The organism is Arthrobacter sp. B0316-1-20, from assembly GCF_059091865.1.
On sequence record NZ_JBNHHC010000001.1, the window covers coordinates 267,009 to 293,338 of the forward strand.

The 26,330-nt window shown below is 69.1% G+C and carries 24 protein-coding genes; 9 read left to right on the plus strand and 15 right to left on the minus strand.

Annotated features, from left to right (window positions below):
* Positions 1-65: 65 nt before the first annotated feature.
* The 7 genes from glsA to AC5RW2_RS01260 form a co-directional block, all read right to left on the minus strand.
* Entirely contained in the window at positions 66-1,880 is a 1,815-nt protein-coding gene (gene glsA, locus AC5RW2_RS01230; protein ID WP_494014492.1) for a glutaminase A, read from the minus strand.
* Positions 1,881-1,989: 109 nt separating this feature from the next.
* Positions 1,990-3,747 (minus strand): alkaline phosphatase D family protein, encoded by a 1,758-nt coding sequence (locus AC5RW2_RS01235; RefSeq protein ID WP_494073501.1) that lies wholly within the window; start codon positions 3,745-3,747, stop codon positions 1,990-1,992.
* 221 nt (positions 3,748-3,968) lie between these two features.
* Positions 3,969-4,754 carry a hypothetical protein gene (locus AC5RW2_RS01240; protein WP_494073502.1) on the minus strand — a complete coding sequence of 262 codons (786 nt, stop codon included), beginning with the start codon at positions 4,752-4,754 and terminating at the stop codon, positions 3,969-3,971.
* On the minus strand, positions 4,751-5,302 hold the full coding sequence (locus AC5RW2_RS01245; protein ID WP_494073503.1) for an RNA polymerase sigma factor: 552 nt from the start codon (positions 5,300-5,302) through the stop codon (positions 4,751-4,753). Before AC5RW2_RS01245 ends, AC5RW2_RS01240 begins: the two co-directional genes overlap by 4 nt.
* A gap of 74 nt (positions 5,303-5,376) precedes the next feature.
* Complete coding sequence (locus AC5RW2_RS01250; RefSeq protein ID WP_494073504.1) at positions 5,377-5,946, minus strand: hypothetical protein; 570 nt, start codon at positions 5,944-5,946, stop codon at positions 5,377-5,379.
* Between the two features lie 191 nt (positions 5,947-6,137).
* Positions 6,138-7,808 carry a thiamine pyrophosphate-dependent enzyme gene (locus tag AC5RW2_RS01255; protein ID WP_494073681.1) on the minus strand — a complete coding sequence of 557 codons (1,671 nt, stop codon included), beginning with the start codon at positions 7,806-7,808 and terminating at the stop codon, positions 6,138-6,140.
* Positions 7,809-8,063: 255 nt separating this feature from the next.
* Complete coding sequence (locus AC5RW2_RS01260; protein ID WP_494001589.1) at positions 8,064-8,342, minus strand: DUF3040 domain-containing protein; 279 nt, start codon at positions 8,340-8,342, stop codon at positions 8,064-8,066.
* Between the two features lie 259 nt (positions 8,343-8,601).
* Here AC5RW2_RS01260 and AC5RW2_RS01265 point away from each other — a divergent pair, with 259 nt between their 5' ends.
* The 4 genes from AC5RW2_RS01265 (at position 8,602) to AC5RW2_RS01280 (ending at position 12,649) form a co-directional block, all read left to right on the plus strand.
* A complete protein-coding gene (locus AC5RW2_RS01265) occupies positions 8,602-9,132 on the plus strand; it encodes a gluconokinase (protein ID WP_494023554.1) in 531 nt (176 codons plus the stop codon).
* Positions 9,133-9,220: 88 nt separating this feature from the next.
* Positions 9,221-10,627: a GntP family permease gene (locus AC5RW2_RS01270; RefSeq protein WP_494073505.1), complete on the plus strand. Its 1,407-nt coding sequence runs from the start codon at positions 9,221-9,223 to the stop codon at positions 10,625-10,627.
* A 60-nt stretch (positions 10,628-10,687) separates the two neighbouring features.
* Positions 10,688-11,461, plus strand: a complete 774-nt coding sequence (locus AC5RW2_RS01275; protein WP_494023556.1) for an SDR family oxidoreductase — start codon at positions 10,688-10,690, stop codon at positions 11,459-11,461.
* 132 nt (positions 11,462-11,593) lie between these two features.
* Positions 11,594-12,649 carry an L-idonate 5-dehydrogenase gene (locus AC5RW2_RS01280; protein ID WP_494073506.1) on the plus strand — a complete coding sequence of 352 codons (1,056 nt, stop codon included), beginning with the start codon at positions 11,594-11,596 and terminating at the stop codon, positions 12,647-12,649.
* A gap of 102 nt (positions 12,650-12,751) precedes the next feature.
* Here AC5RW2_RS01280 and AC5RW2_RS01285 read toward each other — a convergent pair whose 3' ends face one another.
* The 3 genes from AC5RW2_RS01285 to AC5RW2_RS01295 all read right to left on the minus strand — a co-directional run bounded on the left by AC5RW2_RS01285 (position 12,752) and on the right by AC5RW2_RS01295 (position 15,729).
* On the minus strand, positions 12,752-13,477 hold the full coding sequence (locus AC5RW2_RS01285) for a FadR/GntR family transcriptional regulator (protein WP_494073507.1): 726 nt from the start codon (positions 13,475-13,477) through the stop codon (positions 12,752-12,754).
* 427 nt (positions 13,478-13,904) lie between these two features.
* A complete protein-coding gene (locus AC5RW2_RS01290) occupies positions 13,905-14,711 on the minus strand; it encodes an alpha/beta fold hydrolase (protein WP_494073508.1) in 807 nt (268 codons plus the stop codon).
* A 10-nt stretch (positions 14,712-14,721) separates the two neighbouring features.
* Entirely contained in the window at positions 14,722-15,729 is a 1,008-nt protein-coding gene (locus tag AC5RW2_RS01295) for an NAD-dependent epimerase/dehydratase family protein (protein ID WP_494073509.1), read from the minus strand.
* 136 nt (positions 15,730-15,865) lie between these two features.
* On the opposite strand from AC5RW2_RS01295, the gene AC5RW2_RS01300 reads away from it, so the two are divergent.
* Together AC5RW2_RS01300 and AC5RW2_RS01305 are read left to right on the plus strand one after the other, a co-directional pair.
* A complete protein-coding gene (locus AC5RW2_RS01300; protein ID WP_494073510.1) occupies positions 15,866-16,525 on the plus strand; it encodes a pentapeptide repeat-containing protein in 660 nt (219 codons plus the stop codon).
* A gap of 113 nt (positions 16,526-16,638) precedes the next feature.
* Positions 16,639-17,553, plus strand: a complete 915-nt coding sequence (locus AC5RW2_RS01305; protein ID WP_494073682.1) for a phosphodiesterase — start codon at positions 16,639-16,641, stop codon at positions 17,551-17,553.
* 59 nt (positions 17,554-17,612) lie between these two features.
* Here AC5RW2_RS01305 and AC5RW2_RS01310 read toward each other — a convergent pair whose 3' ends face one another.
* Positions 17,613-19,217 carry a stealth conserved region 3 domain-containing protein gene (locus tag AC5RW2_RS01310; protein WP_494073511.1) on the minus strand — a complete coding sequence of 535 codons (1,605 nt, stop codon included), beginning with the start codon at positions 19,215-19,217 and terminating at the stop codon, positions 17,613-17,615.
* 358 nt (positions 19,218-19,575) lie between these two features.
* On the opposite strand from AC5RW2_RS01310, the gene AC5RW2_RS01315 reads away from it, so the two are divergent.
* Positions 19,576-19,983, plus strand: a complete 408-nt coding sequence (locus AC5RW2_RS01315; protein ID WP_494069558.1) for a sortase — start codon at positions 19,576-19,578, stop codon at positions 19,981-19,983.
* 122 nt (positions 19,984-20,105) lie between these two features.
* Positions 20,106-21,449, plus strand: a complete 1,344-nt coding sequence (gene nhaA, locus AC5RW2_RS01320; protein WP_494073512.1) for a Na+/H+ antiporter NhaA — start codon at positions 20,106-20,108, stop codon at positions 21,447-21,449.
* A 91-nt stretch (positions 21,450-21,540) separates the two neighbouring features.
* Here nhaA and AC5RW2_RS01325 read toward each other — a convergent pair whose 3' ends face one another.
* The 3 genes from AC5RW2_RS01325 to AC5RW2_RS01335 all read right to left on the minus strand — a co-directional run bounded on the left by AC5RW2_RS01325 (position 21,541) and on the right by AC5RW2_RS01335 (position 24,841).
* Entirely contained in the window at positions 21,541-23,187 is a 1,647-nt protein-coding gene (locus AC5RW2_RS01325) for an ABC transporter permease (protein ID WP_494073513.1), read from the minus strand.
* Positions 23,184-24,098: an ABC transporter ATP-binding protein gene (locus AC5RW2_RS01330; RefSeq protein WP_494073514.1), complete on the minus strand. Its 915-nt coding sequence runs from the start codon at positions 24,096-24,098 to the stop codon at positions 23,184-23,186. The genes AC5RW2_RS01325 and AC5RW2_RS01330 overlap by 4 nt, the downstream gene beginning before the upstream one ends.
* Positions 24,099-24,175: 77 nt before the next feature.
* Positions 24,176-24,841, minus strand: coding sequence for a TetR/AcrR family transcriptional regulator (locus tag AC5RW2_RS01335; RefSeq protein ID WP_494001574.1), 666 nt, complete (start codon positions 24,839-24,841; stop codon positions 24,176-24,178).
* Positions 24,842-24,955: 114 nt separating this feature from the next.
* Here AC5RW2_RS01335 and AC5RW2_RS01340 point away from each other — a divergent pair, with 114 nt between their 5' ends.
* Positions 24,956-25,960: a universal stress protein gene (locus AC5RW2_RS01340; RefSeq protein WP_494073515.1), complete on the plus strand. Its 1,005-nt coding sequence runs from the start codon at positions 24,956-24,958 to the stop codon at positions 25,958-25,960.
* Here AC5RW2_RS01340 and AC5RW2_RS01345 read toward each other — a convergent pair.
* The gene (locus AC5RW2_RS01345) at positions 25,944-26,282 is read right to left on the minus strand and encodes a GYD domain-containing protein (protein WP_494001572.1); all 339 of its coding nucleotides are present in this window, start codon (positions 26,280-26,282) and stop codon (positions 25,944-25,946) included. The two genes, AC5RW2_RS01340 and AC5RW2_RS01345, sit on opposite strands and share 17 nt — an antisense overlap.
* Positions 26,283-26,330: the final 48 nt, after the last annotated feature.

Sequence of the window (26,330 nt, forward strand, 5' to 3'; positions counted from 1 at the left end):
TAACTATAGTTGATCCCCGCTGGTGGATGCCCATTGGGCCGCCGGCAGCGGGCCGCCGCGGACGGTCAGTCGCGGATCCGGACGGCGGTTTCGCGCAGGAACTGGTCCACGCGTGTGTAAGCGTCGCGGGTGAGCGCCTTCCACAGGCGCATCGCCAGTTTCGGGTCCTGCTCCTCCAGTTCCTCGATCGCCTCCGCGGAGAGCACCATGAGTTCCACCGGGCCGTCCGCCTTCTCGGTGGTCTCCTGCCGGTCTTCGCTGCCCAGAGCCAGTTCGCCGAACGTCATGCCGGCGCTGAGCGTGCTCAGCTTGACCCGCCGTCCCTCGGAGTCGGCGGCGATGGTGCTGATCCGGCCGGAGACAATGAAGTACACCCCGCCAAACCGTTGGCCGACCCGCCGGACGATCTCGCCGTCCTCGTACTTCGCGGGCTCCATGCGTTCCACCAGGGCGACAATTTCGTCCGCGTGCAGGGTGCCCAGGGCCAGCGACTGCTCCACCGGCACCGACGTGGGCACGCCCAGCGGATCTCCGTAGCGGGCAATGAGGCGGTTCTCGGAGAACTCGACGGCCCCGGTGCGGGTGTCGAAGACCGGCACGTGCCGCCCGGTGTCGATGAAGACGTCGGCGAGCCTGTCCTCCGGATCGATCAGCAGCAGTTCACGGTTGTCCGCGGCCAGAATCTCCTCCAGGCGGGCGAACATGCGCAGGGCCACGCCGCCCACTTCGTCGACGCGGCGCAGGTCCAGGACCACCAGCTCTACGTCGTCGGGGAGCGAGCTGATTTCCCGGACCATCGATTCCGTACCGGCAAACAGCAGGTCGCCGTTGAGCTCGATCAGTTGCGCGCGATGGCCGTTCTCCCGCAGCACCTCGGCCGACTCGTCCGTGCGGCGGATGCCGGAAGGAACGACGGTGATGTCGTAGCTGGCGCGGATCGCGGAACGCCCGGCACGCGCGGAGCGGACGAAATGCATCTCCATGTCCTCGGACAGCCGCCGGCTCACGGCGATCCCGCGGACCGACCCGCCGTGGTCGTCCAGCGGCGGGGAGAACACCGCGAGCCCGACCTGGCCGGGAAGCACCGCCAGGGTGCCCCCTCCCACCCCGGACTTCGCCGGCATCCCCACGTTGGTGACCCAGTCTCCGGCGTCGTCGTACATGCCCGAGGTCATCATGACCGACAGCACCCGTTCCACCGGCCCGATGTCCATGACGTGGTTGCCGGTGACGGGGTTGGTGCCGCCGTTGGCCAGGGTCGCGGCCATGATGGACAGGTCCCGGCAGGTTACCTGCACCGAGCACTGCCGCAGGTAGTTCTCCAACGCGGTGGTGGGGTTGTCCTCGATGATGCCAAATGAGCTCAGCAGGTAGGCCAGTGCGTGGTTGCGGTCGCTGTTGCGCAGCTCGGCTTCGAACACCCGCGGGCTGCTCTTCAGTTTCCGGCCGGCGAATCCGGAATACGTGTTCAGGATCCGCTTGATCGCGGACCTGCCGCCGGAGCCCTTGATCATCCCGGTGACCGCCAGCGCGCCCGCGTTGATCATCGCGTTGGCCGGCCGCCCGGTGCCGGCGGCGAGGGAGATCTCGTTGAACGGGTCCCCGGAGGGCTCCACGTCCACCTTCTCGTCCACCGCGTCGAAACCAAGCTCGGCCAGCGCGAGCGCGTAGCTGAACGGCTTGGAGATTGACTGCAGCGTGAATTCCTTGCGGGTGGTGCCTACCTCGTAGACGTAGCCGTCCACCGTAGCCAGGCAGATCCCGAAGTCGTCCGGATCGACTACCGCCGAGGCAGGACCAACCAGATACGGCGTCCCGTCGCGGAGTTCGGAGATCTCGGCGTGCAGGGTGCGCAAGTAGCTGTCGATCGGCGATTCCATATCACCAGCGTAAGTGGGCGGACGACGCGCCCCGGACAGCCGCCCGGGCTGGCCTACGCCCTCATCGCGCCATCGGACTATCGCGCCATCGGACTACCGCGCCATCGGGCTATCGCGAAATCCGAATGCCCTGCGGCGCGATGGTCAGGGAGGCGACCTCTTCAAGGCCCGGGTGCAGATCGTCGCCGTCATGCACCACGCCCTTCTCCCACCAGATCTTCAGGCCGTCGGGGGAGTCCTCCAGGCTGGCCAGGTTGTTGTCGAACCATGGCCGCATGTGGCTCTTCCACGTGAACGGCGGATCGGGAACCTTCGCGCCACGGGCTACGAGCGCGCCCACCGGAGCGGCGATGCCATAGGACATGGCGGCGGTGAAATAGCGCAGGAAGCGGGGCAGCGGGTTGCGGACGGGCGAGCAGACGGCCTGGACGATCCGGCTGCCCGAATCTCGCACCACCTCCGTCACATAGGAGAAGTGCACGTCGCCCGAGAGGAAGGTGACGGTCTCCGGCGCCGGTCCGCGCCCGCCGTCGGCCACCTCCTGCACCATGGCCGCCACCTCGTGGAAGGTGCGCTGGAAGGCTGCCCAGTGCTCCAGGTCCACGGCTTGCCGCAGCAGTTCACCGGCGGCCGCCGGCAGCTTGCCCCACGCCCCTTCGCTGAGGGCCTCGTTCCAGGACTCGATGTGGTGCAGGCCCTTGGGGAGCAGGAACGGCAGCGAGGTCCCGATCAGCAGGTGCTTGAAGCCGCCCTGGAGCTGGCTGTCCAGCCAGGCCATTTCTTCCTCGTCCAGCAGCGTCCGCCGGTCCGGCTGCAAGTCACGGGCAGCGCGCGAGTCGAGCACGACCAGCCGTGAACCGCCGATGTCGCGGGTGAAGCTCCAGCGGTAAGTGTCCGGCTGCCGGTCCGCCCGTTCCGCGAAAGCTTCCAGCGCGTCGCTGAGGTCCGGTTCGCCGTCGCCCGGATGGTTCACCACCTGCTGCCACAGTTCGTCCTCGGCACGCTGCTCCCGGGACAGGTTGCCCAGATGCTGGTAGACCCAGTAGGACGCGAGGCCGGCGACAATGCGGCCATGCCACCAGGGCTTCTTGGCCATCTGCCGCCGCCAGCTCAGCGAGGCGTTCCAGTCGTCGCGGATGTCGTGGTCGTCGAAGATCATCGCACTGGGCAGCGTGGACAGCAGCCATCGGTTGGCGCCGTCCGACCACGCGAGCATGTACAGGTGGGCGTATTCCGCGTAGTCCTTCAGCTCTTCGCCGGGCGGTTCCTTGATATCGCGGCGGGCGCGGATGAACTCCTGCATCGCCCCGGACGTCGAGTCCGCGTAGACCTGGTCGCCGAGGAAGAGCAGCAGGTCCGGCCAGCCGGGGTCCGTCCCGGTCCCGTCGAGTGCCCCGCCCGTCGCGTCCCCGGTCCCGGTCCTGTCCGCGGTGCCGGCCTTGTCCCCGTGCCGGGCCGCGCCGTCGGCACGGTGCAGCGCGTACGCCCGGAGCGCGTCCACGCCGTGCTGCCTGTTGCCGGCCGCGTCATGCTCGACGCTGGTGCGGCAGGATCCAAAGGCCAGCCGGAGCGGGCGTCCGGGCGTGAGAGTGCGGATCACGGGTGCAGGGTACGGCGAGTCCGGTTCCGGCCAGGCTGGCATCCCGTCAACCTCCACCCGATAGGGTGTGACGCTTCCTGGCTCCAGCCCCTCGGCCTCGACCAGCGCGTAATGGTGGCCGCGCACGGAGAACGTGCCTGCCTGCCAGCTGCGCCCCTGAACTACGACGGCGACGGTGGCGGCTTCGCGGGTCTCCACCCAGATGCTGGCCGACGTCTGGTCCACATAGCGCAGCATCGGGCCAAGTACCAGCGGCGATGCGGTCATGAATCCTCCTGCCCGACCCGACAGAACGGTGTTCCCTTGCGCAACTCTGCCACTATCGCCCGCCTGCCGAAAGAGCCCGCGGCGGAGGATTGCCTTCGGGCGCGGGCATCGCCGCCGCTCCCCCGACGTCGGTCGGTCAGCGCTCCGGCCGACCTCGGGGGAGCGGCGGCGGTTGGGCAGCGGTCACGCAACGGCGTGGCCGGAGCGTCGGAAGGCGGCTTTCAGCGCTCCGGTGACGGGAGGGGCTGCAGCGTCGGAAGGTGGCCGGTAGCGGGTACGGGCGCGTCCTGCTTTTTCCGCGGGGCGTCCTTGCCGGGATTGCCGTCGCGCTGGCCCAGGGACGGATCCGGCAGTCCGCCCTCCAGCGGCGGCACCGCGGGGAGCACGTCCCGGGACGGCGTGCCCGGCAGACGTTTGGCATCCTGCCCGGCAGCATCATCGGTACCAGGGGTCCGCTCCGCCTGGTGCCCGGGCTGGGGCGCGGGGGCAGCAGGATGTGCCGGGGCAGCGGGAGCGGCCGGGGAATCGGTGCCGGTGTCGGCCGAGCCGGAGCCGCCTTCCTCAACCGGGGCCTCGCCCGTTACGGCCGGGGCGCGGGCGGGGGCTCCGGGCACGGAGTGGTCCTGGGGAGTTTCCTGGCCGGTGCCGGACGGGGCGAGGAAGCCCACGACGTGCCGGACGGCCTGGTCCGCGGCTGCCCGGAAGTCGGGGTTGGCCGCCGCCACGCCGGACACTCCCAGCCCGGTGGCGGCCACCGCGGCCGTGAGGATAAGGGCGCCGCGCACCGTGCGGCGTCGGCGCAGCGGCACGACCTGCGCGCCCGCGGCCGCCGCGCCGGCAGCCGGCGTCAGGTAAGCCAGCACTTCGGGCGATGGGGCCGGGATGGGGGCTTCCCCGGCGGCGCGGAGGGCCAGCAAGGTGGACTCCAGCGGGGCAGAAGGAGCCAGCCCGGCTTCGTCCAGCAGCCGGCGGACGGCGTCGTCGTCGGACATTTCAGCGCTGTTCATACCAGGGCCTCCTTCCTTTCCAGAACGGATTTGAGTTTAAGCAGGGCGCGCCGCTGCAATTGTTTGATGGAGCCGGCGCTCCGGCCCATGATTTCGGCAACCTGTTCGATCGACAGGTCGGCGACCACGCGCAGCATCAGCACTTCCTGCTGCTCCGGCTTCAGCTCCTTGAGCTGGCGTCCCACAGCGCTCTCGGCGAGCGTCTCCAGGACGGTTGTTTCGGCGGACTCCACCGCTCGGGCGTCGGCATCCGGGTCGTAGGGCGACAGCACTGGCTGCCGGGCCCGGCGCCGGACATCGTCTACGTAGCGGGCATGGGCAATGGAGAACGCCAGCGTCCGCAGCCCCTGGAACCCGCCGTTCACCGACCGGATCCGGGAGAAGAGGGCGAGGAATACTTCCTGTACGGCGCCTTCGTGGTCTTCCACACCGCGCACCTTCAGGTATCCATTGAGCCCGGGTGCCAGCGCGGCGTAGATCTCGCCGAATGCAGCTGCATCTCCGGACTGCGCCGCGAACACGATGTCGTCGGGAAGTGATGGGGGCAAGTCGACGTTCTTTCAGACAGCGGGCGACGGGTGCGGCGCCCCCAGTGTAGGCGCCGCACCCGGTACCACGGGAATTACTGTCCAGCTTCTACCGCGACCGAAGCGGCACCACGCAGTTCGGCGCGGGTTTCCGCGGCTTCCGTGCGGGCGTCGATCGCGGCCTCGGCCTTGGCGTTGGCGGTCACCGGCAGCTCCGGAACGGCAGGGACGGCCGGAGTGGCAGGCACGCCGTCGGCACCCGGGACGGCCGGGACTGCCGGAGCCACGGCGGCACCCGAATGCAGCTCGGCGGCGTTCTCCTCGGTGCCGGCCTCGGCCCCTGCACCCAGCGCCGCGTCAGCCTCTGCTCCGTCTGCGCCGGCGGTGACGTCGGCCTCGGCCTCGGCCTCGGCATCGGCTGCGGCTGCGGACCGGACTTCCGGCACGGCGGGGGAGGCCGGGATGGCCGGGACTGCGTTCTCACCCTCGCTGGCGGGGACGGCCGGGGTGGCCGGGACTGCCGGGGTGGTGACCGCGGTCTCCGAATTGCCGGCGGCGGTCAGAGCGGGTGCTGCCACGGCGGCTCCGGCGCCTCCCACGGCGATGACGGCGGCCAGGGCGGCTCCCTTGGCGGGCAGGCTCAGGGTGCGGAAACGGTTCGACATGGATCTCCTCAAAAGGTTGCTCGGCACGGCCGCGGTACTGCTACTGCGGCGCGCCCTTACACCTGACTAATCGAAGGAAGAGGGTGGAAGGTTACGCTTTCGTGATTTTTCGGGAGAAACATTTTTCACGGTAAACGCCGGTGGCCGGGGCATTACGCCCCGGCCACCCGCCTGCGGCCGGCTGACGGGTGTCAGTAGGCCTTGACCCGCTGTTCGACCACCAAGTGGATCAGGGCGAAGGTCTTGTCCTCGTCGATGGCCTTGAGGGCAGCTTCGAGGGCGGCGGGAACGTCCGCGTCCTTCTCGACCTTCACGCCGAAGCCGCCGAAGGCCTGGGCCATCAGGGCGAAGTCGGGATTCTTCAGCTGGGTGCCGGAGATGCGCTCGGGGTACCAGCGTTCCTGGTGGGTGCGGATGGTGCCGTATTCCTGGTTGTCCATGACGATGACCAGCGGGGTGGCACCGTACTGGGCGGCGGTCGCCAGTTCCTGCCCGTTCATCAGGAACTCGCCGTCGCCGGCGATGGTCACCACGCGCCGTCCCGGGTGGGCCAGCGAGGCGGCGATGGCGGAGGGGACGGAGTAACCCATGGAACCGTTGCGGGCCGACAGCATGGAGCCGTAGTCGTGCGTGGGGAAGTAGCGGTGCGCCCAGTTGGTGTGCTCGCCGGCTCCGAGGGTGACCATGGCGTCGCGCGGCAAGCCCGTGACCAGATTGGCCATCAAGGTGTCCATCCGGGCGGGCCCCTCGCCGGGCTCGGCCGGCGGCAGGGCGGCGAACTTGACCTGCTGGCCGCGCATGCGCTGGGTGAAGTCTTTCCACTCTTCCTTCACCGGCAGGTCCATCATGACCAGGTCGCGGACAAAGACATCAGGCTTGGCCACGATCTGGTAGGAGACGGGGCCGGAGCGGCCCCGCAGCGACGGGTCGATGGTGACCAGGAAGTTTTTCTTCGACCAGTCCTGCCGGACCAGGAAGCCGTCGGTGATGACATCGCCCGGGACAGTGCCGACGAAGACCAGCAGGTCGGTTTCCTCAAGCAGGTCGTAGGTGGGCTTCGGCCGGCCGTAGCCAATCGGGCCCACGTAGGAGGGGGAGTCGAAGGGGATGGTGCCCTCGCAGCGCCATTCGACGGCAGCCGCGATGTTGTGCTCTTCGAGCCAGGTCGTGAGTGCGCTGGACCCTTCCTGGGTCCAGTCATTGCCGCCGACGACGAACAGCGGCTTCTCGGCGTCCTTCAGCGCGGTCTTGAGCGCCTTCCAATCCGTGACCGTCATGCCGCCCTGCGCCACCGGGATGACCGGGTGCAGCGGCGCGTCTACTTCTTCGCGGATGACGTCTTCGGGAAGACCGACGACGACGGGTCCCGGCCGCCCGCTCATGGCGGCAAACATGGCCTCGGCGACGATTTCCGAGGCCCGCTCGGGGTGGTCCAGCACCATGACCCGTTTGGCGCCGGTGTCGAACCAGGATTTGATGTCGAATTCCTGGAAGGCTTCGCGGTCACGGTGCTCGAAGGGGATCAGGCCCACGAACAGCACCATGGGCGTGGAGTCCTGCCAGGCGGTGTGGAGGCCCACGTGTGCGTTGGCCGCGCCGGGCCCGCGGGTGACCATGGCGATGCCGGGCCGCTGGTTCATCTTTCCGTCTGTCTCGGCCATGTAGGCCGCGCCGCCCTCATGGCGGCAGACGATGGTGTCGATGCTGGAAGTGTGGAGCCCGTCCAACACTTCCAGGTAGCTCTCGCCGGGAACCACGTACGTGCGTTCGACGCCGTGCGCCATCAATGAATCGACAATAATGTGCCCTGCCGATTTGCGGACCGGCTGCTGCTGCTGCGCTGCGACTGCGACCGCTTCCATTTGATCCTGTGTCACAGGAGACCTCTTTCACCTTTGAATCGAACTCGTCCGCGGCATTCTTCTCGTGCGGGTGCACGGTTCCCGATGAACGCGCTTGAGCAAAAGTACATCAAGGGGTGTGTTAGGGCACCGTCCCTGTGACATGGCGAGGTAACGAAAGTGACGTGGTTCGCATTGTTCCCGGCCGAGGTGTCTGCTGCGGCCGTTATCAGCCGCGCCGGTGTCGGGACACGAAATCGGCAAGTGCGGCCGCTCTCACCCGCGCCGGTGGCGGGACACGAAATCGGCGCAGCCGCGGATGGCGCCCGCGGCCAGGCAGATGAGGCCCAGCATGGCCAGAACCAGCGCATTCCCCGCTATGCCGATGAACAGCAGGAGCGCGCCGGCCAGGGCCAGCAGGGTTGCCGCCCCGACAACGTGGCCGAAGACCAGCACGCCGCGGGCCGACAGGGAGCGGGCCAGGCGCGGGTCGTCGTTCTGCAGTTGCTGCCCCAGCCTGTCCAGGCGCTGCCGTTCGTCATCCGATAGAGACATTCCGACCTCCTCGGGCTCCGCGGCGCCGCAGCCGGAGCCGCGCCGGACACCGTATAAGACAAATGTAGCCTCGGGATGCCCGCCGGGGGTATGGGCCGGGGCCAAGCGAGGGCCGATTCGTTATCGACGCCGTCGACGGAGCGAGCCGGTTTTGCCGGAGCCTCTCCGCCGGTGGTACTTTGATCCGGATAAATCTGATTTATTGACGAGAGATTGGTCACCAAATCAGATGTAATGATGCGTCTGAGGAGTTCTGCCCATGTCCCTGCAATATCCCCCGCTGGTGGTCATGGGCGTCCAAGGATGCGGAAAATCCACGGTGGGCAGCGCGGTCGCCCGGCACCTCGGCCTTGAGTTCATCGACGGCGATGACCTGCACAGCGCGGCGAACAAGGAAAAGATGGCCTCCGGCCAGCCGTTGACGGACGCCGACCGCCACCCCTGGCTGAGCGCCATCGGCAAGGTCATGGCAGAGAAACTGGCCGAGGGAACCACCGCCGTCGTCGCATGCTCGGCGCTGAAGCGCAGCTACCGCGACCTCATCCGCTCCTTCGCGCCGCAGACCCGGTTCATTCACCTCACCGGCAGCCAGGAACTGATTGCCGAGCGGATCAGCGGGCGCGACCACGAATACATGCCCCCGACACTGCTGGATTCGCAGTTCCAGACGCTGGAACCGCTCGGCGACGACGAGGCGGGCCTTGAGGTCTCCGTCACCGATTCCCCCGAGCGGATTGCGGTGCTGGTGGAGCACTACCTGCAGGACCCGGCCCACCCGGCGGGAAGCTAGCGCCGGCGGGCGGGAAACAACTGAGCCAAATAACTGAAACGGTTGACCCGATAACCCGTCGGGCGACCGTCCGATACAACGAAGGACAATGATGACCGAACTCGAGCTCAACTGGACGTTGGGCACGGCGGGCCTCCTGCTGGTCGCCGTAGCAGCCATCGCGCTGCTGCTGGTGCTGATCATGCGGTTCCGCGTGCACGCTTTCCTGTCGCTGATTATTGTCAGCGTGCTCACCGCGGTGGCCACCGGCATTCCGGCCGCAGACATTATGCCGACGCTGTTGGGTGGCTTCGGCGGAACCTTGGCCAGCGTGGCCCTGTTGGTCGGCCTGGGCGCCATGCTCGGCCGCATGCTGGAGGTCTCCGGCGGTGCGGACGTCATGACGCAGGCGTTGATCAACAAGTTCGGCGAGAAGCGCGCGCCGCTGGCGCTGTCCGTGGCGTCGCTGCTGTTCGGGTTCCCGATCTTCTTCGACGCGGGCCTCGTGGTCATGCTGCCGATCATCTTCACCGTGGCACGACGCCTCGGGGGATCGCTGCTCACTTATGCGTTCCCCGCAGCCACCGCCTTCTCCGTCATGCACATCTTCGTGCCGCCGCACCCCGGTCCCGTGGCCGCCACCGGCCTGCTGGGCGCCGACGTCGGGCTGGTCCTGATCCTCGGCCTCGTCATTGCCATCCCGACCTGGTACCTGGTGGGCTACCTGTTCGGCCACTTCCTGGGCCGCCGGTTCAACATCGCCGTGCCGGACATCCTCGATGCCCCGAAGGGCTCGGTGGAGAACGAATTCCGCTCCGCCCCGAAGCTGGGCACCATCTTCTTCCTGCTGCTGCTGCCGCTGCTGCTGATCTTCCTCAACACCGGCCTGAACATGCTCGCCACCGCCGAGGTTGTCTCGCTGGAGGACACCTGGGTGCAGGTCCTGCGGACGCTCGGTGAAACCCCCATCGCCCTGCTGATCACCGTGCTCCTGGCCATGTGGCTGCTGGGCCACCGCCAGGGCAAGAAGCACAGCCTCGTCGAAACCGTGGTGGACAGTGCCCTGGGCCCGGTCTGCTCGATCATCCTGATCACCGGCGCCGGTGGAATGTTCGGCGGCGTGCTGCGCTCGAGCGGCATCGGCAACGCCATCGCCAGCTCGCTGGACGCGATCGGGCTGCCGATCATCGTCGCCGGCTTCGTGATCGCCGCCGTCGTCCGCGTGGCTCAGGGCTCCGCGACGGTCGCGCTGACCACCGCGGCCGCGCTGGTCCAGCCGGTCGTCATGGGCAACCCGGACTTCAACCCGGTGGAACTGGCCGCCATCGTGCTGGCGCTGGCCGCCGGCTCGGTGTTCGCCGGCCACGTGAACGACTCGGGCTTCTGGCTGGTCAGCCGGTTCTTCCAGATGGACACCAAGACCACGCTGAAGACGTGGACCGTGGGCCAGGCGCTGGTGGGCATCGTCGGCTTTGTCCTGGCACTGGCCATCTACCTGATCGCCACCTCTTTCTAGTACAACCTTGGGCAACATGGACGGGGCGGCTGCGGCCGTCCCGTCCGCATTTGGAGAGTAATGACTGTGAACATGTTCGACATTTCCTCGCGGGTGGCGCTGGTGACCGGTTCCAGCCGCGGGATCGGCAAGGCGATCGCCCGCGGGCTCGCCGCCGCCGGCGCCGTCGTGGTGCTCAACGGGCTGGATGAGGAACGGCTGGAAGGCACCCGAGCGGAGCTGGCCGCGGAGTTCGGCGCAGACCGGATCCACGCCCGGGCCTTCGACGTCACCGACGCCCAGGCGGCGGCCGACGGCGTGGCCTGGGTCGAGCGCGAAGTGGGCCCCCTGTGGGTGCTGGTCAACAACGCCGGCGTCCAGCACCGGGTGCCGATGCTGGACCTGGACGTCGACGACTGGGAGCGCGTGTTGCGGACCAACCTGACGAGCGCGTTCCTGGTCGGGCGCGAGGCCGCGCGGCACATGATCGAACGCGGCGCCGGGAAGATCATCAACATCGCGTCAGTCCAGACCGACCTGGCCCGTCCGACCATCGCCCCCTACACGGCGTCCAAGGGCGGCATCCGCAACCTGACCCGGGCGATGACCGCCGAGTGGGCCAGCCTGGGGCTGCAGATCAACGCCATCGCGCCGGGCTACATCCACACCGAGATGACGCAGAACCTGGTGGACGACGAGGCCTTCAACACCTGGATCCTGGGCCGCACCCCGGCGCACCGCTGGGGCACGGTGGAGGACATCGTGGGACCTGCCATCTGGCTGGCCTCCGACGCCTCCAACTTCGTGAACGGCCAGGTGGTGTTTATCGACGGCGGCATGACCACCGTCGTCTGACCCCGCCGGCGCGTTCGCGCCAAGGCCTCAGCGAAGTCCGTGCCCGGGCCTGAGTTCCCGGCCGGCGGGCGCGGGCACCCAAGGCGGTGCGCCGCCGTCGTAGTTTTGCAGAACCAGCGAAAGGCAGTTTCCATGACTTCCCTCCCAACCCAGTCCCTCGGCGTCGTGGCCCACGCGGCCGGTGATCTGCGCGTCGAACCGGTCGCGCTGGCGCCGGCCGGGCCCGACGAAGCCGTGGTCGAGATTGCCTACGGCGGCATCTGCGGGTCCGACCTGCACTACTGGCAGCACGGCGCCGCCGGCGAATCCATCCTGAAGGAGCCGATGCTGCTGGGCCACGAAGTGGTGGGTACCGTGACCGCGGCGGCGGCCGATGGCAGCGGACCGGCCGCCGGCACCGCCGTCGCCGTGCATCCGGCGACGCCCGGGCCGGGCGACGGATCCAGGTACCCGGAGGACCGCCCGAACCTCTCGCCGGGCTGCACGTACCTGGGCAGCGCCGCACGTTTCCCGCACACCGAAGGCGCGTTCGCCCGCTACGTGAACCTGCCGACGCGGATGCTGCGGGAACTGCCCGCCAAGCTGCCGTTGCGGCGGGCCGCCCTGGTGGAGCCGGCCAGCGTGGCCTGGCATGCCGTCGCGCGGGCCGGAGACGTGGCCGGCAAGCGGGTGCTGGTCATCGGCTGCGGCCCGATCGGCGCCCTGATCATCGCGGTGCTGAAGCGGGCCGGCGCGGGCGAGATCGTCGCCGTCGACATGCACGAGAAGCCGCTGGACATCGCCCGGGAAGTGGGTGCCGGCCGCACGCTGCTGGCGACCGATGCCGAGGCGATCGCCGGGGTCGAGGCAGACATCTGCCTGGAGTCGTCCGGCAACCATCACGGTCTGGCGTCGGCCGTGCGCGGTGCGGCCCGCGGCGGCCGCGTGGTGATGGTCGGACTGCTGCCCTCGGGCGAGCAGCCGGCGCTGATCTCGCTGGCCATCACCCGGGAGTTGGAACTGGTGGGTTCCTTCCGCTTCAACGACGAGATCGATGACGTGATTGCGGCGCTGGCCGACGGCTCCCTCTACGCGGACCCGGTGACGACGCACGAATACGCCGCGGCCGACGCCCTGGAGGCGTTCGACATGGCGCGGGACTCGTCGCAGAGCGGGAAGGTGCTGCTGCGGTTCAGCGACGCGGGGTAGCCGCCGGGCGGTCGGTCCGCGCCCGGAATCTACTATTCAGCAGCCGGCCTTCTCGCACACGGGAAGGGCGCCTGCTGAATAGTAGATCCGGGAAAGGCAGGTCTAGGTTCCGGGGGCTTCGAACAGCCGGGGCTCGGACTCCCAGACGCTGCGCACTTCCTCCACGGTCCGCCGCATAATCTGGTCCATGGCCGCCCGGGCCGCTTCCGGGCGGCCGGACTGGATGGCGTCCGCGACGTCGACGTGCAATTGCAGTGCTTCTTCGTGCGGGTGCGCGGGCATCAGCCCGTAATCGGTGCGGCCGCGCAGCACTTCGGCGATCATCGAGTGCATCTGCGCAAACATTTCGTTGCCGGAGGCCGCCAGCACCAGCGTGTGGTAGTGGATGTCCAGCTCCAGGAACTGCTGCAGGTCGCCGGCCCGTCCCACCGCCCGCATTTTTGCCGCGACGGCCATGAGCTCCGCCGCTGTGTCCTGCGGCGAATGCTGCGCGGCCAGCTCGGCGGCGGCCGGTTCGACGGCGGAGCGCAGCTCGGTCAGCGAGCGCAGCTGGACGCCCTTGCCGTCTCCGGCCAGGCGCCAGCGGATCACCGAGGGGTCGAACTTGTTCCACTGGTTTGGCGGCAGTACGCGGATGCCGATGCGCTTGACCGACTCGACCAGCCCCAGCGACTGCAGCACGCGCACCGCCTCGCGCAGCACGGAACGGGAAACGCCGAGCTCGGCCTCGAACTGCTCGGCATGCGCGGTGGAGCCGGCCGCCAGTTCGCCGGAGACGATGCGCTTGCCAAGCGTCTCGATGACGAGGCTGTGCAGGCGCGAACTCATGCGTGCGGAAGGGTAGCGGTCACGCGTTCATTCTATGGGGGCCGGATGCGCACACCGGCCGTCTTGCGGGACGATGCCAACGCGAACCGGCAGAAGGTCAGGGCCTTCTCGGCGGCAGGATCGGCCCCGGATCCGGGAAGGGGCCGGGCTGTGGTTGCGGCGGAAGCGGCTGCGGCCCCGGGTCCGGGGGCGGGCCGGGCCGTTCGGGCGTGGGCGGCGCATTGGGATCCGGACTGGGCTCGGGCCGTTCCGGCGTGGGCGGCGCGAAGGGATCCGGATTCGGCTCCGGCGGGAACGGGTGCCTGGGGCCCGGCTCGTTCGGATCGTGTGCCGGCTCCGGCGGCGGTGGAATGGTCACGGCGTGCCTCCTTGGGCAGCGGTGCGGTAGGCCTGCTGCCTGCCACGCTACAACTGTGTCCCGGGTGCCTCAAGGATTTTTCCCGCTGCCCGTGACGAGGGTCAGCAAGTCCCCGGCGACCCGGTTGGGGGCGTCCCAGAGGACCGTGTGCCCGGCCCGGGGGTAGTGGTTGCGCCGGGCGGAAGGGATGGCATCGGCAAGCACGTTCTGCTCGGCGGGGGCGAGCAGGTCGTCGTCGTCGCCCCACACCACCAGGGTCGGGGCCCTGACGGCCTCCGGTGGCGGGGGTGTCGCCTCGGCGAGCCCGGCCAGCGTCTGCTGCCAGACGCGGGCGGGGATCTTGAGCGCGTCCGCCAGCACCGCCTGTCGGACGGCCGCGCCGGGGTCAGCCAGCAGAGTGAAGGACTCCACGAAGGTGCGGACGTCGGCGGGGTCAATGGGATCGCGGAACGACTCGATGGCCGGGGCAAAGGGCGGCCGGCGCTTGTAGAGGCTCAGCGGCGAGCCGATGAGCATGAGGGCCCGGACCCGCTCGGGCTGGTCGACGGCGAAACGCCGCGCGACATAGCCGCCGCTGGAGTGACCGGCGATCACGGACTCTGGGATGGCCAGGGCGTCCAGGAAGTCGCCGAGGTCGTTGCTGAAATCGTGTAGCCGGTAGCCCGTCGCGGGCTTGTCCGAATCGCCGTGGCCGCGGGGGCTGAGCGCTATCAGCCGGAGCGGCGCCGGTAACCGGTCCAAGAGCGGGACCCAAAACCGCCAGGAGTCCCCGTAGCCGGGAACCAGCAGAACCGGGGTGCCGCCGGGGGAGCCGGCCTCGGCATAGGCCAAGCGGAGTCCATTGCCGAGACGAGCGAACCGCTGGCGGGGCTCCATGGCCGGATCCTCAGGACCCCGCGTGCGCGATGGCCAGCAGCCGGCGCTCGTCGTCCGGCGCCAGGCCGGCTTTGCGGGGACGGTCGGCGCCGGCCGCCAGCTCCCACACCAGCGTGTCGGCCAACGTGTCCCGCAGCGGGCGCAACGCCAGGCCGGCTGCCTTGGCGGCCGCGTTGCTGCGGGAGGAGAAGCCGGCGAAATCGGGCAGCGGAAGCCAGAGCGGCAAGGACCGCTCGCCGGCCCAAGGGTTGATGCCGGCCGCTGCCAGTTCCTCCTGGCGAAGGGACAGGACCGGACCGGCGTGGTCCGCGACCCGGCGCGCCATCTCCAGATGCTCGGTCAACGGAAACGCGTCGCCCACCGCGTTGAACTCGCCGGCCAACCGCTGTTCGGCCGCGGCGATGAGCCAGTCGGCGAGGTCCCGGACGTCGATGACCTGGGCGTCCAACCCGGGCGCATCGGGGACCAGGACGGCGCCGTCGTCGGCCACCGGCCGGGCGAAGCGCAGGGGCCAGTAGCCGGTGCGGTCGGTGGTGTCGCCGGGGCCGGCGATGAGGCCCGGGCGGACGATCAGGCTGCGGTCGGGGCCAAAGGCGCGTTGCACCGCCTGCTCGCAGGCGACCTTCGCCTCGCCGTAGACGTCCGGAGCCGTCATCACGTCCGAGGCCAGGGGCGGCAGCAACGGGTAAGTTTCGTCGGCGCCCGGGGTGTGGTGGTCGGCGTAGACGCTGCAGGAGGACACGAAAACGAAGTGCTCCGCCGTGCCGGCCAGCGCCGCCGCGGCACGGCGGACCTGGCCGGGCTGCCGGGAGACATCGAGCACGGCGTCCCAGTGCTGGCCCGCGACGGTGTCCAGGCAGTCCGGAGCTTCCCGGTCCGCGCGCACCAGTCGGGCGCCGGCCGGAGCGGACCCGGACGTTCCACGGGCCAGGCAGGTGACCCGGTGGCCGCGGCGCAGCGCCGCGGCAGCGATTGCCTGTCCCAACCAGGCCGTGCCGCCCAGGACGAGTAGATGCATGCTGCCCATGGAACACCGTCCCGGGGCGGATGCGCACGGGTTGTTCGCGCACAGCAGGGAGAACCGCCCCAAATTGGTGCCCAACCGCCTTTGGGCCGGGGCGGCCCATGTCCGGGACTGTGGCTATGCTCCGTAGATGGCTAAACCCGACGACTTCACGCCGCGCCTCGACGCCCCGGACGTGGGGGAACTGTTACCCGGGCAGGTAGCGGAGTTGATTCCCGAGGCCCGCGTGGCCGGCAAGTTGTTTGCCGGTGTGGAACTGGACGGCCGGCGGCTGGCCGGTGCCTCCTTCACGGAATGCGCATTCCTGGATGTTTCCGCAGACGGGGCGGACCTGCGTTCTGCCGGTTTCGTGGACGTAACATTCGAGCGGTTGAATGCGCCGGACTTCAGTGCGCCGCGCTCACGCTTCCGCCGGGTGGTGATCGACGGCTCCCGCCTCGGGTCGGCCGAAGTCTACGAATCCGAGTGGGAATCGGTGGAGTTCCGCAACTGCAAGCTTGGGTATGTGAACCTGCGCGGAGCGGAAATTCAGGACGTCGCGTTTGCCGGCTGCATCCTGGACGAACTCGATCTGGGCGGCGCGACCGGGCGCCGGGTGGCCTTTGAAGACAGCCGGGTCCGCAGGCTCGACCTGACCGGGGCGAAGCTGGCGCACGTTGACCTGCGTGGCCTGGACATCCGGGAACTGGCCGGGCTGGAAGGCCTGCGCGGGGCGGTCATGACCTCCACCCAGATCGGCGAGCTCGCCCCGCTGTTCGCCGCCCATTTCGGGATCGTGGAGAAAACTTAGCCGCAATATACGTAACTGCCGGCCCGAATTAATCCCCAGTTCAGCTTTTTTCTGTTTGGATGGTCTGTAGTGGACTGGACAGCAGGCGTCCGGCGAACAACAGAAGGTAGATGATGGACTTCCGTCAGGCCGAGCATCCACGGCCGAACCATTTCTTACTTCACATCAGCGACACCCATCTGGTGGGCGGCGACGGCCGGCTCTACGGGGCGGTGGACAGCGAAGCCAGGCTGGAGCAGATCTTCGAGGATCTGGAAGACTCCGGATCCCGCCCCGAAGCTCTGGTGTTTACCGGCGATCTGGCCGACAAGGGCGAACCGGAGGCCTATGGCAGGCTCCGCCGGATCGTGGAACCGGCAGCCGTGCGGCTGGGAGCCCAGGTGATCTGGGCGATGGGCAACCACGACGACCGTGCCGGGCTGAAGACCATGCTCCTGGACGAACCCGGCGGCTCCGAGCCGCTGGACCGGGTATACGACGTCAACGGACTGCGCGTGGTGACCCTGGATTCAACCGTGCCGGGGGCGCACTACGGCCGGCTGGAGGACGAGCAGCTGCAGTGGCTGGCCCACGAGTTGGCCAAACCCGCACCGCACGGGACCATCCTGGCCATGCACCACCCGCCGCTGCCGAGCGTGCAGGACCTGTCCGTGCTGGTGGAACTGCGCGGCCAAGCCGAACTGGCCGAGGTGCTGCGCGGCAGTGACGTGAAGTCGATCATCGCCGGACACCTGCACTATTCCACCACGGGCACCGTGGCCGGGATCCCGGTGTCCGTCGCCTCCGCCACCTGTTACACCCAGGATCTGGCCGCCGACGCGGGCAGCACCCGCGGCCGCGATGCCGCGCAGGCTTACAACATGATCCATGTCTACGAGGAGACCGTGGTCCATTCGGTGGTTCCGGCGCGCGGCGGCCTGCCGGTGGGCCGCCAGGTCACCGCGGAGCAGACCCGGCAGCTGCTCGAGGCCGCCGCCGTCGTCATTCCCGACGCCGTGCGGCCGGGCCGGATGCCGGCACACCACTAGCCGGGAAAACTCCGCTAGCCGGGAGGCGCCGCTGCCGGGGAAAGTGCTACCCGGTGAGACTACGCCGCCGGCGGTTTCTCCCACGGCGCGCGGAGCGGGAAGTAGCGGGCCAGGAAGTCCGTGACCATGCGCTGGCGTTCCTCGGCCGGGACCTCCGGGAAGCTGCCGTCGTTGAGGCAGAAGAAGTCCCTGTTTCGCTTCTGCAGCAGCTTTTCCAACTGCTTCAGGCCCGCATACATGGTGGTGTCCACGTACTTGACCTTGGCGCCGGGATTGGTCACCGCGCGGCCGGTCAGCAGCGCGTAGTAGTGGTAGAGCGAGTTGGTCACCGAGATGTTGTCCTTGGCCCGGAAGCGGCTCGCGGCCGTCGTCTTGAACTCCTCGGCGAACTCTTCCTCCATCTCCAGCAGCACGGATTTGCGCAGCGGCGCGGCGCAGTGCTCCAGGTGCCGGGTGGTGATCCTGCCGAAACGGTCGTGCAGCAGCCTGCGGTTCACCCGGGCGGCATTCTCGAAACCGGACCGGTCCAGGTGGTTGTCGCCGAGTCCGATCCGGGTGTCCGCCTCCACGAACTTGGTGATGCCGCCGGGGGAGAAGAACATGTCCGGCCCCACCGGCCGGCCGAAGAACATGTCGTCATTCGAGTACAGGAAGTGCTCGCCCAGGCCGTCGATGTGCTGCAGCTGCGCCTCGATCGCCTGCGAGTTGAACACCGGCAGCACCGACGGATCGCGGAAATGCTGCTCGCTGCGCACCACGCGGATGTCCGGGTGCTCCGCGTCCAGCCACGCAGGCAGCGGCGAGTCCGTGCAGATGAAGATGCGCCGGATCCAGGGCGCGAACATATAGACAGAACGCAGCGCGTACCGCAGTTCGTCGATCTGGCGGAAGCGCGCCTCGGCGTCGTCGCCCTCGCCCACCACGGCGTGCTCCATGAAACTGTTCCGGTAGCGGCGGTACTCCGGATTGTTCCCGTCCACCCAGGAGAAGACGATGTCGATGTCGAAGTCGATGTCCGTGGCGTGGTCGGCGAACATGTTCTCGATGGTGGGCCAGCGGTGCCCGTAGCGTTCGACTTCGCCGCGCACCGCCTCCGCGGCCGGCAGCGTGCGGCGCGTCAGCGAGTTTTCAATCGGCAGGTGGATCAGGTCGTTCTCCCAGCGCCACAGCTCCACCTGCACACCCGTGCCCTGGCCGTACCGCAGCCCGCCGGTCGGCTCGATCCGCGGACGGTACAGCCGGAACGCGCGCGACCGGTCGCCCTCGGCGAGCTCGCCGTCGGCCACCAGCCGTGCGGTTTTCTTGTTCGCGTCCACGGTCAGCGAGTAGAACGGCTCGTCGGCGCAGGCGGCCACCAGCGCCGCGCGCAGCTCGTCGCGCTTCTCCCAGTTCACCGCCACCACCGGGCGGGCATCGTTGCCGCGCACCAGCAGGTAGGGAATCTGCGCCTCGTCCAGCGCCCTGCGGACAAACAGCAGGTCCTCCACCATCGCCTGGTGCGGCGTCAGGGTGGTGTTGACCAGTGCGTAACCGCCCTTGACCATGACCACGTCGGGGCGCTCCGTGAGGCGTACGACGGCGGCGGGCGAGGCGATCTCGACCGTCGACTCGGGTGCGCGGTCGGGTTCGGGCTCGGCGTAGAACGCGTCCTGCACTGCAGGCATGCTGGTCACAAAAAACCTCCGGAAACATAGTGGCGCCAACCCGAAAAGGGGCTGCAGTCACCATGGTAGGCGTGGGCGGACGGGCGTTACAGACGCTGCCGCCACAGGATAAAGCCTGCAGCGGATCGACCGCGGCAGGCCACTCCTTTGACGGTACATGCAGTTTGGCCCTCCCGCTGCGTCTGGACGTGCCCGGCCGGCGCAAAATTACCCCGGTGCCGCCCCGAAACCCGGCAGTCGGCGTGATGATCCCCGGAACGACGACGACGGTCCGCGCCCGGGACGTCGGGGTTGACGGCCGTGCAACGTTCAGCAGCATTTTCTCCGCCGCATACCCAAGGTGTCATACGATCTGAGCATGCCGGATCTTGCCGCGTCGATCGGACTGGTGTCCGAAGTGCTGACGTGGGCTGCCCTGGTCCCGGGACTGCTGTTGCTCTTCGTGGCCGCTGTGCTCCGCCTGGCCGGAACACGGTGGCACCGCGCCGACGGCGTCGCGTTTGACGACGGCCGGCGCCGCGGTGTGCGCTGGTTCGACACCCGGCATGGATTCCTGGAGGGCGTCTTCCCGACCGGGACGGGCTCCGATGTAGCCGCCGGGTCGGACGTGCTGGTCTTCTACGACGCGCGGCGGCCGGACCGCTGGCAGGTCTCGGAGCCGGAGCGGCCGGGCCGGATCGTCTTGCTGCTGGGCAAGATCCTCACCGCCGTCGGCGTGCTCTCCGCCGTCGTCGGATTGTTGGCGATGGTCCTGGCCGGGGGCTAGCCGGGCCGGCCGTGGTGCTCGCCGCCCGGCTTTGGCGCTCGCCGTGTGCCCGGGTAGGGTGGAACCCGGTGCGCCGGGAAGTCTGGTCGGCAGTTCTGTTGTCGACCCTTTGAGGACCCGCCATGGCCGCCAAGACCCCCGAATCATCCGCCAAGCCTAAGGTTTTGGGACGCGGAAGTTATGCCGAAGCGCTGCGAATCGGCGAAATCCTGCGCAAGGAAACCGTCGGCGGAGCCCTGCTGGTGGCCGCCGCCGTCGTCGCCCTGATCTGGGCCAACTCGCCCGCGGCAGACAGCTACTTCGCCCTGCGCGACTTCACCGTCGGCTACGAGCCCTGGCACCTGGAGCTGAGCTTGGGGGCGTGGGCCGCCGACGGGCTGTTGGCGGTGTTCTTCTTCCTGGTGGGGCTGGAGCTCAAACGCGAGTTCGTCGCGGGGGACCTCAGCAGCCCGCGGAAGGCCATGGTGCCGGTCGCCGCCGCCGTTGGCGGAGTGGTGGTTCCCGCCATCATCTACGCAGCCATCAACTGGGGCAGTCCGGAAACCATCCGCGGCTGGGCCATCCCGACGGCGACGGACATTGCCTTCGCGGTCGCGGTCCTGGCCGTCATCGGCTCGCATTTGCCCAGCGCGCTGCGGATTTTCCTGCTGACGCTGGCCGTGGTGGACGACCTCATCGCCATCGCCATCATTGCGTTCGTCTACACCAGTGAAATTCACGTCCCGGCCCTGCTGCTGGCCCTGGTCCCCATCGCGCTCTACGCCTTCCTAGCCCAGAAGTTCCGCAGCTTCTTCGGGAAGCATCACGCGGCATTGTGGGCGGTCCTGCTGCCCGTCGGCATCGTGGCCTGGGCCCTGGTCCATGCCTCCGGCATCCACGCCACCATCGCCGGCGTGGTGCTCGGTTTCACCGTCCCGGTACTGCGCAGCAAGGCCAGCGGCGGGCCGGAAGCGGGTCCGGGGCTCGCCGAAATCTTCGAACACCGGCTCCGGCCCGTTTCCGCCGGCTTCGCGGTTCCGGTCTTCGCGTTCTTCTCCGCGGGTGTCGCCGTGGGCGGGGTTGATGGATTTACCTCCGCCCTCGGCGATCCGGTGGCGGTCGGCGTCATCGCGGGCCTGGTGCTCGGCAAGCCGATCGGCATCCTCGGCACCACGTGGCTGATGACCAAGCTGACCCGGGCGGAGCTGGACACGTCGATGAAGTGGGTCGACCTGTTGGGCATCGCCATGCTGGCCGGCATCGGCTTCACCGTCTCCCTGCTGGTGGCCGAGCTGAGCTTCGGGCTTGGCACGCCGGCCAATGACCACGCCAAGGTGGCCATCCTCGCGGCGTCCTTGCTGGCCGCGCTGCTGGCATCGGTGGTGCTGCGCGCCCGCAACCGGCACTACCGGCGCATCGAGGCCGAAGAACATGTCGACGCCGACAACGACGGCATTCCGGACGTCTACCAGGACGGCAGGGCGTAACCGAGCCGGGCTTCGGCCCCGCCGGCGCGGATTCTGTCCGCTGCCGCGCCGGCAAGGCAGCACCGGCCCGGGGCCGATGCTCCGAGCGCTGTCAGGCCTCCAAGTCACGCCGCCGGAAGGCCAGCGTCCCGCCGACGGTGAGCAGCAGGGCGACCGCCGACATCCAGGCCAGCGGCAGCACGTCCACGTCCGCGGCCGGAACCCGCGGGACCAGTCCGAACGGCTCGGCGTCCAGCACCGCCTCCGGCAGGTTGAGCACCGGCCCGTACATGCCCGCCAGCAGTGCAGCAATCAGCAGGATCCAGACCCACCAGGTACCGCTGTGCAGCCCGTAGGCGAGGGCGCCGGCACCGGCGAAACAGAGGATCAAGGGCAGGAAGGCCAGCCCGGCGGGAGCGAATTCCGCGATCACCGAGCTGTCGCCGACCACCGAGAGCGCGCCCAGGGCCAGGCCCAACCCTGAGACAACGAGCATCAGCGCCGAGGCCAGCGAGGTGACGAGCAGCGCGCTCAGGATCCAGTGCGCCCGCCCCACCGAGGCGGCGAGCACGGCCCCGGTTCGGCCGTCGGCTTCTTCCTTGCCGAGCCTGCCCATGGAGACCACGGCGAACACGGCCACGGCCATGGCGAAATACTTCAGGAACGCGGCCAGCGCGGTCCGGAGGAAGTCGGAGCTGTCGTCCAGGCCCAGCACCGCGGCCAGTTGCGGCTGTGACTCGTAGCTGTCCACCACCGCCTGGGCCAGGGACCCGGTCAGCACGGCGAAGACGAACAGGCCGAGCGACCAGCTGACGATGCTGCCGCGCTCCAACCGAAGGAACAGCCCCGGCAGCCGCACCAGCAGCGGCGTGGCATTGGCGCGGCCCCGGCGTGCGGGCACCAGCCCAGCGGCCAGGTCGCGCCGGCCCTGCAGCAGATACGCCGCCGGCACCAGCAGCGCCGCGAGCGCCAGGCACAGCAGCAAGGGCCACCAGCGCAGCTCGACATAGGCCCGCGCCTGCTGGACCCAACCGATGGGGGAGAGCCACGACAACGCGGTGCCGCCCAGCGCCTGGGCATCGCCGATGCCGCGGAGGATGTACGCCAGACCCAGCAGCGCCCCGGCCATGCCGCTGGCTGTCCGCGCATGTTCGCTCAGCTGCGCGGTCAGCGCCGCCACCGCGCCGAAGACGACCCCGACCAGCGCCGCTCCGGCCGCCATCGCCAGCGAATCGAGTGCCGCGAGACCGTTGGCCACCAGTGCCGCGAACAGGGCCGCTGCCACCGCCAGGTTGGTGAGCAGCATGACCGCCAACGCGGCAGTCAGCGGTGCGCGCCGTCCCACCGGCGCGGCCAGGATGAGCTCGGCACGTCCGGCTTCTTCATTGGCCCGGGTGTGCCGGATTACCGAGAAGATGGACATCAACGCGGTGGCCACCGCCAGCATCCCCAGCACTTCGTTGGCCAGCATCGGGCCCAGGCCGTAGTTCTCCAGGCCGTACCCCGGGCCTGCCAGCAGGGCGCCGGACGGGTCCTGCATGATCGCCGCCCGGCTCTGCCATGCCGCCTGGTCGCCGTACACCTGGGGCAGCACCAGCGCGAAGTAGCTGATGAACCCGCCGATGGCCAGCGCCCAGACCGGGATCCGCACCCGGTCGACCCGCAGCGCCAGGCGGAGAAGCCGGCCGGTCCCGGCCAGCGCCTGATTCCGTGGGCTGCGCGCACGGGAGATCCCCGGCGCCGCGGTAGCGGTGCTCATGACCTGCCGCTTTCGGCCGCGGCCCGCCCATCGGGGCCGTACTGGTGAACGAACAGTTCCTCCAGCGTCGGAGGCGTGCTGGTCAGGCTGCGGACACCCAGCGGGAGCAGGGCCGACAACGCGGCCGGCAGCGCGGCTTCGTCAACGGTGAAGTGCACGCGCCCGTCGTCGCGCCGGAGGTCGTGCACGCCGGTGAGGCTGCCCACCGCGGTGGCATCGCCGTCGGCCACCACGACGACGGCGGTGCGCCGCAGGTGCCTCAGTTCCGCGAGCGAACCGGTTTGGACAGCGCGGCCGGCCCGGATGATGGTGACCTTGTCGCACAAGGCTTCCACCTCGGCCAGGATGTGGCTGGAGAGCAGCACCGTCTTGCCGGCGTGCCTCGACTCGCGGATGCACTGCTGGAATTCCAGTTCCATCAGCGGGTCCAGTCCGGACGTCGGCTCGTCCAACACCAGAAGCTCGACGTCGCTGGCCAAGGCGGCGACGAGCGCGACCTTCTGCCGGTTGCCCTTCGAATAGGAGCGTGTCTTCTTGGTGGGATCCAGCTGGAAGCGTTCCAACAGTTCGGCCTTGAGCCTGCGGTCGATCCCGCCGCGGAGGCTGGCAAACAGGTCGATCGCCTCCCCGCCGGTGAGCTTGGGCCAGAGGCTGACGTCACCGGGAACGTAGGCCAGCCGGCGGTGCAGGGGCACCGCGCGCGACCACGGGTCCTCGCCGAAGAGCCGCACGGTTCCGGCGTCGGCCTTCAACAGGCCGAGAATGATGCGGATGGTGGTGGACTTGCCGGCACCGTTGGGGCCGAGGAAGCCGTGGACCTCACCGGGTTCCAGCACCAGGTTGAGCTGGTCCAGGGCGCGGACGGAGCCGAAGGCCTTGTCCACTTGGTTCAGGTCAATTACTTCAGACATGGAAACCACCTGCTTCGGGGCGGAATATGGAAGGAACAAGGGTGCGCGGGGCGCGGACGGGACAGAGACGCGGCGGGTCAGGAACCGGGCGGGTCCGTCACATACATCAGGTAGGCGTCGAGCAGGTCGCGGGTGGTCATCAGGCCCTGCGTGTAGAGTTCCACGTTGGCCAGGCCGTGCCGGTCCAGGTAGCCGCGCATGATGGCGGAAAAATCGGTGGGATCCTCCGGCGGGTGAAGCGTCAGGTCCAGCAGCATGGCACCGAATCCCTGGATGGTCAGATAGCGGGCGCGCGCCTTCTCGTCGACGGACGGGTGGATGGTGCCGGCGGCGACGCCTTCGGCCAGCCAGGCCTCGGCGTCGGCGGCGAAGTGCTCGATGAAGGACTCGGCCAGCTCGCCGCCGGACTGCAGGCTCCGCAAGGCGTAGCCGACCAGCGGCGCCGTTTCCTCCAGCTCCGCCATGGCCGCCAGCAGTTCCGTCGGCGAGCCGGAGTGGACTGCCTGCTGCTTGTACGCGCCGATTTTGGCCAACACGTACTCATCGCAGGCCGTCCGCAGACCGTCTTTGGAACCGAAATGGTGCAGGATCAGCGCCGGGCTGACCCCCGCCGCGTCCGCAATGGCGCGGACACCCACCCGGAAGCCCCGACTGCCGAACAACACGACGGCGGTGTCCCGGACCCGGGCACGAGCGGTGAGATCACTAGGTGCGGCAGCCTGCGGCGGCGCTGCTGAACGCATGTTCAGCAGTCTAAACCTGTGTTCAGCCGACGGCAAAGGTTTCGTGAGGCGCCGCCCGCCGTCGGAGCCCGCTGCCCCTACTCAGCCGCGCGGCCGTCGCCTAGGGTGGAAGGCATGGAAGAGGTCGTCCTGGTGGGATTTGACGGCTCGGAAACCAGCGCCCGGGCGCTGGACTGGGGGTTGTTCGAGGCCCAGTCCCGCGGATGGCCGGTGCGGCTGGTCACCGTCGTTTCAACCGCGGGCGTGGACGATCCGCAGGTGGACCACCAGTATCTGGCCACCGCCCGGCGCGGCGGCGAAGGGGTGCTCCAGGCGGCGCTTGACCGCGCCGGAGCGTTGGGGCTCCAGGCCGAAGGGCACGTGGTGGCCGGGGACCCGAGCGAAGTGCTGGTGGACGAATCTGCTTCCGCCGGACTGGCGGTGGTGGGCAAGCGCGGCCGCGGCGGCTTTGCGGGACGGCTGCTGGGCAGTGTCTCCTCGGGCCTGGCGGCCCACGCCGCCTGCCCCACGGTGGTGGTGCCGCAGCGCTGGAAACCGGGCGCGACGGCCGCCGAACTCTCCCCGGATGCCGCGGCCGAACTGCCCGGCGGACCGGTGCCCTGGCTGCTGCCGTCGCCGCGGGAGGGGTCGGACCGGGGGCTGCATCCGCCGGATGCCTCCGAAAAGTTCAGCTACGCGGGGCAGGTGGTGGTCGGCATCGACCAGTCGGGGAGTGCGAATCCCGCCCTGTGGGCGGCGGCCGAGATAGCCAGCCGCCGCTCGGTCCCGCTGCGGATGCTTTCGTCCCGGGCGCCTTTCTACCGCGATTCGGTCTGGCTGGACCACGCCGAGGGTGCCCACCGGTTCCGCGAGGAGGTCGCCGCGGAGCTGGACGGCCCGCTGCGGGAGGTCCGCGGCAGCTACCCGGACCTGGATGCGAGCTGGAACTTCTATCTGTCCAAACCTGCCGAAGTCCTGGTCCACGCCACCCGCACGGCCCAGCTGATGGTGTTGGGGACGCGCGGCCACGGCGGATTTCCGGGCCTGTTGCTGGGCTCGGTCAGCCAAGCGGTGCTGCACCACGGCCTCTGCCCCATGATGGTGGTGCCCAAGGGTGTGGTCGTCAGCCGGACCCCGTGACGCCGGGAGCCCGGTAACGGACTTCGCCGGCCATGCGCAGGGCGTCGATGGTCTCGTCGATGGTCATCAGCACGGTTGTTTCGAAGGAGCTCAGCGCACCGCCTCCGCTGATGGCCAGGGCGACGGCGGCCATGGAGACGTTATTCGGGGCCTCCCACACGCTGTAGCCGTCGTGCGCGCCGAAGGCGTACCAGAAGCCGTGCAATTTCCCGCCAACGGATTCGATGTAGGCCTTGGCCGCCTTCCCCCGGTCCTCCGGGTTGTTGATCATCCTGGCCCAGGTCTCCGGGGTGTAGCTGAACTTCGAGAGATACAGCACCATCGGCTTTCCTTCCGAACGTGTCCGGCCCCGGATGGGCGCGGAGCAGGC